The following is a 13,253-nucleotide window of genomic DNA, read 5'->3' on the forward strand; positions in this document are numbered from 1 at the left end:
AAAATTGACTTTAAGTCAATTTTTTAGAATTATTTATATAATTTATAACTAAATTTTCATAAGTAGTGCCAGCTTCTAATGATTTAAGCATATCTTCAGCTAATTTTTGTAACTGCTCAATTTGTTTAACCATCTCATTAGAAAACTCTCAGTGACTATAGTTTTGATTTATATAATCTAGTAATTCCCCTTTTTGTAAGCTAGCTAAAAATATTTTTATTGCATCACTTCTCTCAACTTTTCCTAAACTAAGATATTTATCCAGAATATAGTTTTGTATAGCTATTCCACTTATTTGATTAAAGCGAGATTGTATTATTATTTTTGCAGAAATTATAAACAAAATCAAATTTGCTAACGTTGATTTTTTACTAACTTTTTTAAGTTTTTTAAAAAATAAAGACTCTTCTTCAATATCATTTTCATAAATTAATGTTAAATTTCCATCATTTGTTTTATAAAGTCTTGTTATATTACTTTTAGAGTCAAGTACAAATGGAACTAATGAAATGCTAAAGTTGTTTTCTAATCAAATGTTAATGCTAGATTTATTAGGATGTGTTTCAACTTTATAATTACTAAAGTAGTTTTTTACAAGTCCTTCAAATCAATTATAAATAAACAAATTATGATTGCTATCATTAGGTTTTGAAACCTTTTTAAGTAATATTCAAACATCAATGTTGGTTGTAAAATCACTATCTAAACCATGAGCAAATGAACCTCTAACTATGTATGGTTTACGTTTATTTCATTGCAAAAATAAAAAGTTATTGTCATCAATAAATTGATCTAATACTTTTATAGAATCTACATATCTTTTTTTTCTTAAACTTTCATTTTTATCTAAAACAGCTTTTAAAGCTTTTAAATTCTCCATCCTAACTTTCTCCTAATTTAGTAAATCACTTATTTAAAATTTTATTGCAAATCTAATAAAACTTATATCATCAAACTTCAATTTTGCTTTTTTTGGTCTACCTTTTATAAAAAATTCAAACACAAATTCATCACTTTCTTTATCGTAACTTTTCAATGTGGCATTAAATTCATAAATATTCTCTATACCTAAATTACTTTTAATATAAAAGTATGAACCAATATTATTCAACAATGTTTCTTTGTCTTTTACCTGTCGTTCAGCACCTGCACTTGACACTTCTAAAACATAAGCATTTTTTAACAATGTATCTTCATCAAGCATAGCAGATATTGCTTCATTACTTTTTACTAAAGCATCAAATTCAACATTTTTAATACTTTCATCTTTATTAACAACCAAAATCTGTAATACATCAGTTTCATACTCAAAAACTCAGTTTAATTCATAAAGTTTCAGATTATTACTTTCTAATATTTGATTAATTTTTCCTAAGTAGTTTTGTTCAACAATTTGTTTAGACATTTTTTACCCCTTAACTTTATTATTTTATATCAAAAAGTGACATATTTTGAAATTCTCTGCATCTTATTTAAACTAAAAAAAAATTTTTAAAAAAATAAAGTATTTTTTTAAAAATCAAATGAAAGTTGTTCATCATCTTTTAGATTGTCTGTAACTTTTAGTTTATTTAAAATTGCCATCTGAGTTTGTGTTATTTGAGTTCTGTTTTTTAGATCCTTAATGCTTGTTATTTGTTTTTCTTTTCTTGCGTTAACAATAGATTTTGCAACAGCCTCACCCAATGAATCAATCACATTAAATGGTGGGTAAATAATTTTTTTACCTTTGCTATCTTTGACAATAACAAATTTAGTTGCATCAGAGATATTAAAATCAAGATTATTAATAGAAATCCCTCTTTCAAACATTTCTATTAATACTTCAAATGTTGATATTAGACCGACTTCTTTGGCTGACAACTTCTCTTTATCTGCTATTCTTTGTTTAAATGATTCTAATTTTGCTCTTACAGCATTTAATCCACCAATAGTAACTTCTAAATCAAAGAAGTCTGATCTTGTTGAAAATCAAGTTGCATAATATTCCTCTGGATAATATATTTTAAATCACGCTACACGATAAGCCATTAATACATAAGCAGTGGCATGGGCTTTTGGAAACATATATTTTATTTTCAAACAACTATTAATATATCATTCTGGGACATTATGTTGTTTCATAATATCGATTCATTCTTTTTTTAAACCATTACCCTTTCTCACACTTTCCATAATTGTGAAACTTGTTGAAGGGTCAATATTTTTTGACATCAAGTAAACCATAATATCATCTCTACAACCAATTACAGATGAAATATTGGCGACCCCATCTTTAATCAACACCTGTGCATTACCAACATAAACATCAGTACCGTGACTCAATCCAGATATTTGAACTAAGTCGGCAAAATTTTTTGGTTGTGTTTCTTTTAACATAGATCTAACAAACTGTGTACCAAATTCTGGTAACCCAATCGCACCTGTTGACTCACCATACAATTGAGTTGGTTTTAAACCTAATGCATCTAGATTTGAAAAGAGCGAATATACTTTTTCGTCATTTGTTGGAATAGATATTGGATCAACACCTGTCAAATCTTGTAACATTCTCAATGCTGTTGGATCAACATGACCTAATATATCCATTTTTAATAAATTGTCATGAATGGAATGGAAATCAAAATGAGTTGTTAGTCAACCACTAGTTTCATCATCTGCAGGATAGTTCACTGGTGTGAAATCTTCAACATCATACTCTTTAGGTAATATGATAATCCCTCCTGGGTGTTGACCTGTAGTTCTTTTAACTCCTGTAGATAATTCTGCTAATCTATCAATTTCTACTTTTGGTACATTATTTTTATTTTGTTTTTCAAAGTAACCCATTGTATAACCATATGCGGTTTTATCAGCTACTGTTGAAATAGTTCCCGCTCTAAATACATTATTTTCACCAAAAATTTCTTTTGTGAAATTGTGAGCCACAGCTTGATACTCGCCAGAAAAGTTTAAATCTATATCAGGAACTTTATCTCCGTCGAAACCTAAAAAAGTTTCAAAAGGTATATCGTGACCTTCTCCAACTAACTCACTATTACATTTTGGACAAAGTTTTTTTGGTAAATCATAACCACATTTATATTCTGGTGGTGTATCAAAATCAGAGAACTTACATTCTTTACAAATGTAATGAGCCTTAAGTGGATTTACTTCTGTTATTTTTGAAGTTGTTGCCACAAATGAAGAACCAACAGATCCACGACTACCAACCAAATAACCGTCATTGTGTGATTTTTTAACTAGTAAATGACTTATTCAATAAACAACTGCAAAACCATGTTTTATGATTGATTGTAATTCTTTTTCTAATCTGTTTTTAACTATTTCAGGTAAATCTTCTCCATATATTTCTCTTGCATTTTTATAACATTCCTCTGTCAATAACTTATCAACATTTTCAATGTTAGGAGGATATGATCCGCTCTTGATAGGTTTAATATCATTATCAATTTGATTTGCTATTTTTAAAGAATTATTAATAACTACATCATGAATTAATTCACTGTCTTCAAGTCATTTGAATTCTTCTAGCATTTCGTTTGTAGTTCTAAGATGTTGATCTGGATAATCTTTTATTCTCTGTCTAAAGTCGTATAAAGGGTGATATTGACCGCCAAGTCCTTTTGTGCTAATATATATCTCTCTAACAATTTTTAATTCAGGTTCAACATAATGAGCATCACTTGTAGCTACAACTAAAACATTCATTTCTTTTGCAATTTCAATTATTTTTTTAATATACATTTTTATATCTTCTAAAGTTGAATCACCAGTTTGAATAAGATGTTTATATGCACTTAAGGGTTGTATTTCAACATAATCTAAATTGGCTATTTCTTTTTTTAGCATTTCAAAAGTTCCGGTTCTTATTAAGTCGAAAATTAAACCCCCTGAGCAACCAGAACCAATCAAAAGATTTTTTTTATTTCTAAATTCTAATAACTCAGACTTAAATATTTTAGGACTACCAAAAAAACTTTTTGTATGTGTGTGTGAAATAATTTTGTATAAATCTTTTAACCCTTCTTGATTTTTAACAATAACGTTGATATGTTGACCACGCACTCTCTTAGGATTCTCATTTATGTATTTATCAACATTAAATTTATTTCAATCTTCCACATAATCTATTAAATGTGTTTTTTTAGCCTCTGTTCATAAATGCTCAAAAACATTTGTTAAAACCTCTGCATCATAATCTCCACGGTGAGCTATTTTTTCATCATATGTTATACCAAATTCCTTAGCAACAGTTCCTAATCTATGATTTTTTAATTTAGGTTTTACTTCTCTTGAAATTGTCAATGTATCAATTACTGTATTTGTTAATTCTCCATATCCTAACTTTTTGGCATAGACATTTAAAAAATTAAAGTCAAAGTTTGCGTTATGAGCAACCAGAATACCATCTTTTATTATTTCCATAATATTTTTGAATTCAATTTCAATTGACTGTTTATCTTCTAACATACCATTTGTAATATGAGTTAAGTCTGTTGTGAATTGTGATATTGGTTTTTTTGGTTTTATAAGTATATCGTATTTTTTTGAACTACCCTTTGCATAATCATACACATTTGCTCCAAACTCAATTATTTCATCAAACTCTGGAGAAAGTCCTGTTGTTTCCAAGTCAAAAACCACGAATTTAGATTCGCGCATTTTTTGATTATGTGGATTTTTTACCATTCAATAATCATCTTCAATCATTGAAAGTTCACATCCATAAATTAGCTTAAATTTTTCTTCATCGTTTAGTGATTTATTAATTTTATTTACTGAATAAAATGCTTCAGGAAATGCTTGTACATTTAAATGATCTGTTATTGCAATTGCTTTCCATCCTCACTTATGGGCAGTTTCAATATAATCATTGACATGGCTTACTCCGTCCATAACACTCATTTTAGTGTGTGTGTGTAACTCCACTCTTTTTAAATCAGCTGTATCTTTTCTTGCAACTGATTTTGACTGAATTTTTTTATATTTATCAATATAAAAAATATAACAATTATCAAAAGTAGAATATGTGTAATTACCATTGAAAGAAACTCAATCACCTTTTCTGATTATTTTATTTTCATAACCTTCAAACTTTTCTTTATTTTCTTCGGTTACTTCATCAAAAAAAGTTGGTGCATCGTTTTTACCAAAATATGTACATTGCACTGATGATGAACCATCATTTATTGCTATTGAGTAAATGTTTCTACCAGCTTTTGAGACTCTAATATTTTTTGAAATTACTTTTCCATGAATTGTAACGTTTTTTGCATTTTCTTCTAAATCTATAATTTTTTCGTAACTTGGATTATCTAGAATATCTTTATTGGACTTATATTTTGGTTTTTCAAAAATTGGTTTAGTTTCTTGGACTGGAACAAATTTTATTTTACTTGCCTCTTCAAACATTTTATTAACATCTTTTAAGACATCTTCATTAATATCATCTGTAACTTCAATTTCTAAATCAATGCTTTTAAATCCGTACTTTATTAATTTGTTTTTATAATAATTTTTATGCTTTTCTAATAAATCTTTTTGCATATCATTTCCAGTTATAAATTTTACAAGATTATAATCTGAGAAATACTTTACAGTTGATGGTGAAAGGGTTTTGATAACACCATTTTTTACCTCAGCTTTTAAATCTTTAATGTACTCTATGTATTTTCAAATTAATTCTTCATCATATTTTCGCTCTTCTACTTCGAAGTTTATTTTTGTTGGTATGTAACTATTATTAATTAGTTCATTTTCTAACTTATGCAATATATTAATTGGTAAAAAATTTTTTAGTTTGATGAATACTCTTAAATAATTTTCGTTTATTGAAAAAAAAGCATCAAAAATATAAGCATCTTCAAAATACTTCTCTTCTTCTTCACTAAAATAAATATTCATTTTTTCTAAAAAGGTCTTTAAATTATCTTGCATTGCACACCTCTCTTAGCCCCGTATAAAATCTAGAATTGTTACTGTTGCAAAAATTGTTAAAAATAATATTGCACCAATTGAGTAAACAATAATTTTGTATTTTTGAGATAATTCTTTTCTTATAATCATTTCAATTATTATTTCAATGACCTTATATCCATCAAGTGGCGGAATAAATATTAAGTTAATAATAAATAAGTTTGCACTAATCATTGCAACGTATAAGAAAAACTTATGTGCATCACCTAACATATTTGCTGTTTGAGTTGCAACTCCAACTGGTCCTGATAAATTACTAAAACTACCTGTAAATATCATTCCAATAGACTTTAAAATTGATATAGATTGAGTGAAAGTTTCTTTTCAACCAGCTAAATAAGCGATTGAAGAATTTGCATAATATCTTATTGGTGGTGCTATACCCACTGATAATGAATCTTTATTATATTCATCACTTGTAGAAAATCTAGTAACTATTGGAGAGTTGTAACCATCAAGTGCTCTTCCAGAAAATTTATCAACGTGTTTAAAACTAAATTGAATTTGTAAACCTTCTTTTTCTTTTCCTAAAGTTAAATTGTTAATAAAGTTATAAACAGTTTTTTCATAAGTTGCTGCTTGTTGATTGTCTGAATCATTAATTTTTTCATTATTTAATTCTGGATTAGTATTATCAATATTATTAAATAATACAACTTGCTCACTTTTTGTTTGACCATCTGTTGAAGTCTCAGAATTAGCAACCAATTTTCAACCTCAAATAACATAACTTTGATCGATTGAGAAATTTTCTTTTGTCAGAGAACTATCTTTTTCTTTTTCAACTTCTAATGCTTTTTCATTGATTAATTTATATGCAATTTGATTTTGACCATATTTTGCTCCATAAAAACTCATATCATCAAGTTTAGATTGAGTTGCTGCAAAAATAATAGTAAATAAAAAAATTGCTACAAACAAGTTCATTAATGGTCCAAATAAGATAAATAATAATTTTTTTCATCTTGCAATGTAATCCATATACCTTTCTGGCGGAACATCAACATCTTCTCTATCTGAAGGTGGATCAACTTTTTCTGATGCAATAGAACAAAATCCCCCTAGCGGAAAGATTCTTATAGAAACTCAAGTTTCTTTACCTTTGAATGTAAAAAGTCTAGGCCCAAAACCAATTGCAAATTCATAGACATAGGCACCTGATAATTTAGCAATAATAAAATGTCCAAATTCATGAACTGTTACAAGAATTAGTAAGACTAAAATTCCTACAAAAAAACCTAATAAAAATAAACCAGCATCCATAAATTAATCTCCCTTTATAATATTAGTCGTTAGATTTCTAACTTCTTTGTCAAAATTATCAATATCATTATAATCATTATAGTTTATTTTTGGTACGCTAGAAAATATTTTATTAACTATTTCAGTTATTTGATAAAAACTTATTTTATTTTCAATAAAAGCCTGAACACAAACTTCATTAGCAGCATTTATAGCTATTGCCAATGAATTTGGAGCGTTTATACATTTCTTGGCAAACTGTATTGGTAAAAAACGATTTTCATCAATTACTTGTAACTCTAAACTTAAAAGATTTTCAAAACTCATAAACTTTTGATTTTTAAATTCTTTTCTAATTGGATAATGCAAAAAATAATTTATTACTTGTTTCATATCAGGAACTGATAGTTGAGCTTTAATTGAACCATCACTAAATTCTACCATTGAGTGAATGATTGATTGTGGGTGGACTAAAGTCACTATATCTTTGGTTTTAAATAAATGATAAACTTCTAATATTTCAAAAGCTTTGTTAAACATTGTTGCACTATCAATAGTTATTTTTGGTCCCATAATTCAATTGGGGTGTTTTAAAGCATCTTCTAATTTGACTTTTTTTGTTTCTTCAAGACTTAAATCTCTAAATGGCCCACCAGATGCAGTTAAATATATTTTTTTGATGTCGTTACTTTCTAAGCATTGAAATATTGCACAGTGTTCAGAATCCAATGGATAAATTTTTGCTTTTGTATGTTTATCAATTAAATCATTTATTAAGTTACCTGCAACAACAAGTGATTCTTTATTTGCATTTAAAAGAGTTTTTTCTTTTTTAATAGTTTCTAAAGTTATTTTTAAACCAAAAAAACCAGATAAAGCATTTATTACAATATTTGCATCATCTGTTATTAAAGTTTCTATGTTTTTATCAATAAAAGTAATGTTGCTAAATTTTTTTTGTATCTTTATATCAATAACGTTTAAATAAACCAGTGATATTTTGTCAAAAGTTTCAAGGATATGTTCTAAATTTTTTGTATTATTCCCAATACTTATGGCAACTAATTCGAATTTATCTTTATTTTGTTCTAGTATTTCTAAAGTTTGTGTTCCAATATTTCCTGATGCACCAAATAAAACAACTTTTTGCATATTTTCAGCTCGCTTTATTTAACTGGAATAATTAATATAATCGGAAATAAAACAAACAATGAAACAATAATTGAATCTAATCGGTCTAAAACTCCACCATGACCAGGGATTAAATTAGAATAATCTTTTATGTTGACACTTCTTTTAATTCATGAAAACAATAAATCACCAAACATTCCAATCAATGGGAAAATGATTGCTAATAAAAGATATAAAACTATTCTTAGTCACTCAGAAGCAACTCAATCAATCCCGACATTTAAGGGTTTAAAATTATTTAAAGGATCTACAAAGTAGAATATAAAAACATAAACTAAACCAATTAAAAATGCTGCACTTAAACCAATTCCAGCCCCTTCTCATGACTTTGAAGGACTTATTTTTGGAGCTAGTTTTGTTTTACCAAATAACATTCCCCCAATGTAAGCAAATGAATCTCCAAAAATTATCATTAGTCATATTCAAACAATTGTGTTAAATGAAAATATTGGTTTGTTGCCACTTTTTAAAAGATCCATACTTGTAATACTAAATGTTTTAAATGCAACTACAATTATAATCATTACAATATAGTTCATCATTATGTTGGTCATTGTTATTCCTTTTTTAAAATAACCTAAAATTGCATAAATAAAGAAAGTAAGTAAAAATAAAACTAAAATATGTCAACTATTTAACCATTCATTTAAATTTAAATTTTTATAAAAAGAAAAATTATACAGTGTAGTAGATATTGGGTAAAGATATAAAACAAGTGATATTAAAATCAAAGGTATTTGTTGATAAATTTTATTAAAACCAGTAGCTTTGTTCATTTCGAAGATTGCTGCTCCACAAATAACTAAACTGATTAGAATAGAAAAATAAGAGGCTATGTCAATATTTTTTAAGTAGTTCATGTATGAATAAATTCCACCAGCTGCTAAATAAAAAACTAATATCACAAGCATTACAATTGAAGAAACTAGCCTTTTGTTGAAGGTTGCTTTTCCTTCTTTTGTTTTAAAATGATTGACAGCTTTTCTATTTGCCAACTCTTGATCATTATCTTTGTTTTGCGAGTCGTTTTTGTTGATGTTATTTTCTTTCATTTTTTAGTCCTCTATTCTTCCAAATCTTCTATCTCGATTTTTATAAGATTCAATTGCTTCTAAAAAATCTTTTTGTTGAAAATCTGGTCAATATGTTTTTGTAAAGTATAATTCAGCATAAGCTGATTGTAATAATAAAAAATTACTTAGTCTTTGCTCGCCACCAGTTCTAATTAATAAATCGACTGGAGGTACTGTTTTTGTGTACAAATTTTTATAAATTAAATCAAAATTTATATCATTGACTTTTAACTTATTTTCTTCTAAATCTTTAAATAGTTTTTGAAATACTTTTTCCAATTCTTCATAACTTCCATAATCAAAAGCAATATTTAATTGTATTCCATCATTGTCAAAAGTAAATTTTTCAAGATTTTCAAGAGCGTCTTTAACTTTTTCAGGTACAGTTGATCTTCTCCCTATTCAAATAAATTTTATATTATTATCTTTATATTTTTTCTTATTTTTTTCATTAAAAATTGTGGCACAGTAATCCATCAAAAAACCAACTTCTAATTTAGGTCTGTTTCAGTTTTCTGTAGAAAAACAAAAGAGAGTTATATACTTAATACCTTGTTCTTTTGCAAAAATAACAGTATCAAATATTTTTTCAAAACCTTTTTTATGGCCAAAAGTTCTTGGTTTTGACTTTTGTTTAGCCCATCTACCATTACCATCAAGAATAATTGCTACATGATTTAAAGGTTTCAAAAAACTCACTCTCTCTTTATTTATTTTTAACGATTTGTAAATCTCTAAAGTCATTAGTTAAATATTCATATCCATCCTTTGTAACAAGAATATCATCTTCAATTCTAACTCCTCCAACTCCAGGAATATAAATTCCTGGTTCAACAGTTACACACATACCTGGAGTTAATGCTATATTACCTGAAGGCGCATTGTTTGGTGCTTCATGAATTTCAATTCCAATTCCATGACCTGTTCCATGGGTAAAGTATTTCCCATAACCTTTACTTTCAATGTAATCAAAGCAAATTTTGTGAATTTCATGTCCAAATACTCCTGGTTTTATAGCTTCAATTCCCATTTGTTGAGAAGTATGAACAATATCATAAATTTCTTTTAATTTTTGATTATTATCATTTCCCAAAACAAATGTTCTAGTTTGATCTGAACAATATCCACCATAATAACATCCCATATCTAAAGTTACAAAGTCTCCTTCTTTCATAACTCTTTCACTAGGAACAGCGTGAGGTTTGCTTCCATTTTCTCCACTAGCAACAATTGTGTCAAAACTTAATTTTTCAGCTCCATGTTTTAAGAAGTTATCTGAAACAAATCTTGCAAGTTCTAACTCAGTCATTCCTGGTTTTACAAAATCTAATACATCTAAAAATACTTTGTGAGTAATTTCACAAGCTTTTTTGATTTGTTCAACTTCTCATTCATCTTTGATCATTCTTAAATCTGTAAAATCGTAAGGATGTAAATCAGCGTTTAGTTTATTTTCAAATGTTTTTGCTTCTTTGACAAAAACTCAATCTGATTCAAAAACTATATTTTTAATATTATGAGCTTTAATTTTTTCATTTAATAATTCAAATACACTACCAAATTCAATCAATTCATCAACATTATTTAATAATTCACTTTCTCTAGCAGCAGTAATATATCTACCATCTAAAAATAAATAAGTTTTTTGCTTTGTATATAATAAATACCCTAAACTAGATGGGAATCTTGAAAATCAGTATCTATTTTGAGGTGAATAAAATAAAATTGCATCACTTTTTGTTTCTTCTAAAATTTTGTTTAATAATTCTTTTTTCATAACTTTCTCCTATTAATAAAAAATAAGAATAGAAAAGCACTTATAAACTATTCTTTCTTATTTTTTTTGTTTATGTACTTGATGAGCATTACACTTGAAACAGTGTTTTTTTACCTCGATTTTTTCTTTTCTTTTATCGTTCTTTGCAATGTAATTTTCTTCTTTACAAATTGAACAACGTAGAATAACTCCTTCACGCATTATATATTCCTCCTTAATGGTTTTTACTTGAATAATACAATTTATTAATAAGCAAAATAATAATATCAAAAATATTAGTATTTAGGTTAATTTTTTTTACATTTTTTTACAATATCTAAGTTTTAAGTATTATTATTTATAAGAATATTAAAAAAAAACAATTATTTACAATTAAATTAATTTTAATTATAAAAAATGTGTAAAATTATATTAGGAATTTTAGGAGTGATTAAATGAAGAAGTTATTAAACGTATTAGCGGCGTCAGCACTAATAAGTACTTCTACAGTGGCTGTTGTATCTTGCTCAAATAGGAATTTTACTGAGTTTCAAGGTTGAATAGCTAACAAAGAGAGTTTTGTTCTATATATTGGGGCAAAAGATTGTGATTATTGTAATAAATTTGAAGATTCTTTAACAATGGTTAAAGAATATAATGGTTATGACTTTATTCAAAGTAAGTTTGATTCATTATTAAATGAATATACAACTATTTTAGATACTAAAGAAGTTGAACAAGAACCATTAACTGATTATGGACAAAAATTGTCTCATTCAAAAATTGATTTTAGACAATTTGTAATAGATTCAAAAGCAGATAACTTTAACGAAAAATGAAGCGAAAATCTATTAAAATGAGTAATTAGTCAAGCTACAGAAATGTACATGAATGATGAGTTTTCAAATCAAACAAATTTTGATTCATGAAAACAAGGTTATAGAAATATAGCTAAAGAAAAAACAAAAAGCTACTTTAATAGTAGTAGTGTTAAGGGTACTCCACTATTTCTTGTAATAAGAAATGGTAAATTAGTATCTTGAATTAATGGTTTTGAACAATCAACACCAGTTGATTATGAAGCATCATTAAATACATGATTCCAAAACATTAGATCAGATTTTTTAAACCCATTAATTGTTAAAACTAATAGTAAAAAAATTACAACTGCTGCGACAGATACTGATGAATCAAGTGGTTCAAACTCTGGTGGTGGAAGTGATGGAAGTTCAAGTGGATCTGGAGGTTCATCATCTGGAGGAAGTTCAGGAGAATCTTCTGGTGGAAGTTCAAGTGGATCTGGAGGTTCAGGAGAATCTTCATCAAGTTCTAGTAGATTACCTTCATTTGATTACAGTTCAATCAATATGAATAAATACATCAAATAAAAAAATCAGTTTAATTAAACTGATTTTTTTATTGTTCAAGTTATTTAAATAAAAATAAAAAAAACATGCTTAGCATGTCATTTTATCAAGTCCTAAAATGGTCCCCAGGGCCGGACTTGAACCGGCACGGCCTTTAAGAGCCGCTGGATTTTAAGTCCAGTGCGTCTACCACTTCCGCCACCTGGGGTTATTAATGGTGTCCCGTATAAGACTCGAACTTATGACCCACTGGTTAAAAGCCAGTTGCTCTACCGACTGAGCTAACGAGACGCTAATATAAAAAATAATGGCTGGGCTAGCAGGATTCGAACCGGCGCATGATGGAGTCAAAGTCCATTGCCTTACCGCTTGGCTATAGCCCAATTAAGATGGTGGGGAGAGACGGATTCGAACCGCCGAACCGTTAGGAGATGGTTTACAGCCACCCGCGTTTAGCCACTTCGCTATCTCCCCATTATAGTGGTGCTGACTAAAGGACTCGAACCTTCGACCTATTGATTACTAGTCAATTGCTCTACCAACTGAGCTAAGTCAGCAAGGGTGTCCTTCAAATTTAAGAACCTTTTCAATTATACAAAAAAAATTAAAGAAAAGTCAATAAATTTTAAAATTTTTAAATAAAAA

Annotated in this window: 10 protein-coding genes and 5 tRNA genes; 1 reads left to right on the forward strand and 14 read right to left on the reverse strand. The window is 27.5% G+C overall.

The window, feature by feature from the left end:
* Positions 1–10: 10 nt before the first annotated feature.
* From SHELI_RS03450 to rpmG, 9 genes are all read right to left on the reverse strand, one after another.
* Complete coding sequence (locus SHELI_RS03450; RefSeq protein ID WP_069116716.1) at positions 11–880, reverse strand: hypothetical protein; 870 nt, start codon at positions 878–880, stop codon at positions 11–13.
* Between the two features lie 33 nt (positions 881–913).
* Complete coding sequence (locus SHELI_RS03455; RefSeq protein WP_069116718.1) at positions 914–1,405, reverse strand: LSm family protein; 492 nt, start codon at positions 1,403–1,405, stop codon at positions 914–916.
* Between the two features lie 107 nt (positions 1,406–1,512).
* Positions 1,513–5,940 carry a PolC-type DNA polymerase III gene (locus tag SHELI_RS03460; RefSeq protein ID WP_069116720.1) on the reverse strand — a complete coding sequence of 1,476 codons (4,428 nt, stop codon included), beginning with the start codon at positions 5,938–5,940 and terminating at the stop codon, positions 1,513–1,515.
* Between the two features lie 12 nt (positions 5,941–5,952).
* On the reverse strand, positions 5,953–7,242 hold the full coding sequence (gene rseP, locus SHELI_RS03465; protein ID WP_069116722.1) for an RIP metalloprotease RseP: 1,290 nt from the start codon (positions 7,240–7,242) through the stop codon (positions 5,953–5,955).
* A gap of 3 nt (positions 7,243–7,245) precedes the next feature.
* A complete protein-coding gene (dxr, locus tag SHELI_RS03470; RefSeq protein ID WP_069116724.1) occupies positions 7,246–8,373 on the reverse strand; it encodes a 1-deoxy-D-xylulose-5-phosphate reductoisomerase in 1,128 nt (375 codons plus the stop codon).
* Positions 8,374–8,387: 14 nt separating this feature from the next.
* Complete coding sequence (locus SHELI_RS03475) at positions 8,388–9,464, reverse strand: phosphatidate cytidylyltransferase (RefSeq protein WP_069116726.1); 1,077 nt, start codon at positions 9,462–9,464, stop codon at positions 8,388–8,390.
* Positions 9,465–9,467: 3 nt separating this feature from the next.
* The gene (gene uppS, locus SHELI_RS03480) at positions 9,468–10,175 is read right to left on the reverse strand and encodes a polyprenyl diphosphate synthase (protein WP_198146087.1); all 708 of its coding nucleotides are present in this window, start codon (positions 10,173–10,175) and stop codon (positions 9,468–9,470) included.
* Positions 10,176–10,191: 16 nt separating this feature from the next.
* On the reverse strand, positions 10,192–11,262 hold the full coding sequence (locus tag SHELI_RS03485; protein WP_069116730.1) for an aminopeptidase P family protein: 1,071 nt from the start codon (positions 11,260–11,262) through the stop codon (positions 10,192–10,194).
* Between the two features lie 57 nt (positions 11,263–11,319).
* Positions 11,320–11,463, reverse strand: coding sequence for a 50S ribosomal protein L33 (gene rpmG / locus SHELI_RS03490; protein ID WP_023789764.1), 144 nt, complete (start codon positions 11,461–11,463; stop codon positions 11,320–11,322).
* Between the two features lie 233 nt (positions 11,464–11,696).
* Here rpmG and SHELI_RS03495 point away from each other — a divergent pair, with 233 nt between their 5' ends.
* Positions 11,697–12,629, forward strand: a complete 933-nt coding sequence (locus SHELI_RS03495; protein ID WP_069116732.1) for a lipoprotein — start codon at positions 11,697–11,699, stop codon at positions 12,627–12,629.
* Positions 12,630–12,727: 98 nt separating this feature from the next.
* Here SHELI_RS03495 and SHELI_RS03500 read toward each other — a convergent pair.
* From SHELI_RS03500 to SHELI_RS03520, 5 genes are all read right to left on the reverse strand, one after another.
* Positions 12,728–12,816, reverse strand: a tRNA-Leu gene (locus tag SHELI_RS03500).
* Positions 12,817–12,823: 7 nt separating this feature from the next.
* Positions 12,824–12,899 (reverse strand) — tRNA-Lys (locus tag SHELI_RS03505).
* A gap of 17 nt (positions 12,900–12,916) precedes the next feature.
* Positions 12,917–12,991: transfer RNA gene (locus tag SHELI_RS03510), tRNA-Gln, on the reverse strand.
* Between the two features lie 7 nt (positions 12,992–12,998).
* Positions 12,999–13,082: transfer RNA gene (locus tag SHELI_RS03515), tRNA-Tyr, on the reverse strand.
* A gap of 7 nt (positions 13,083–13,089) precedes the next feature.
* Positions 13,090–13,165 (reverse strand) — tRNA-Thr (locus SHELI_RS03520).
* Positions 13,166–13,253: the final 88 nt, after the last annotated feature.

It is taken from the genome of Spiroplasma helicoides, assembly GCF_001715535.1.
Lineage (GTDB): Bacteria > Bacillota_I > Bacilli_A > Mycoplasmatales > Mycoplasmataceae > Spiroplasma_A > Spiroplasma_A helicoides.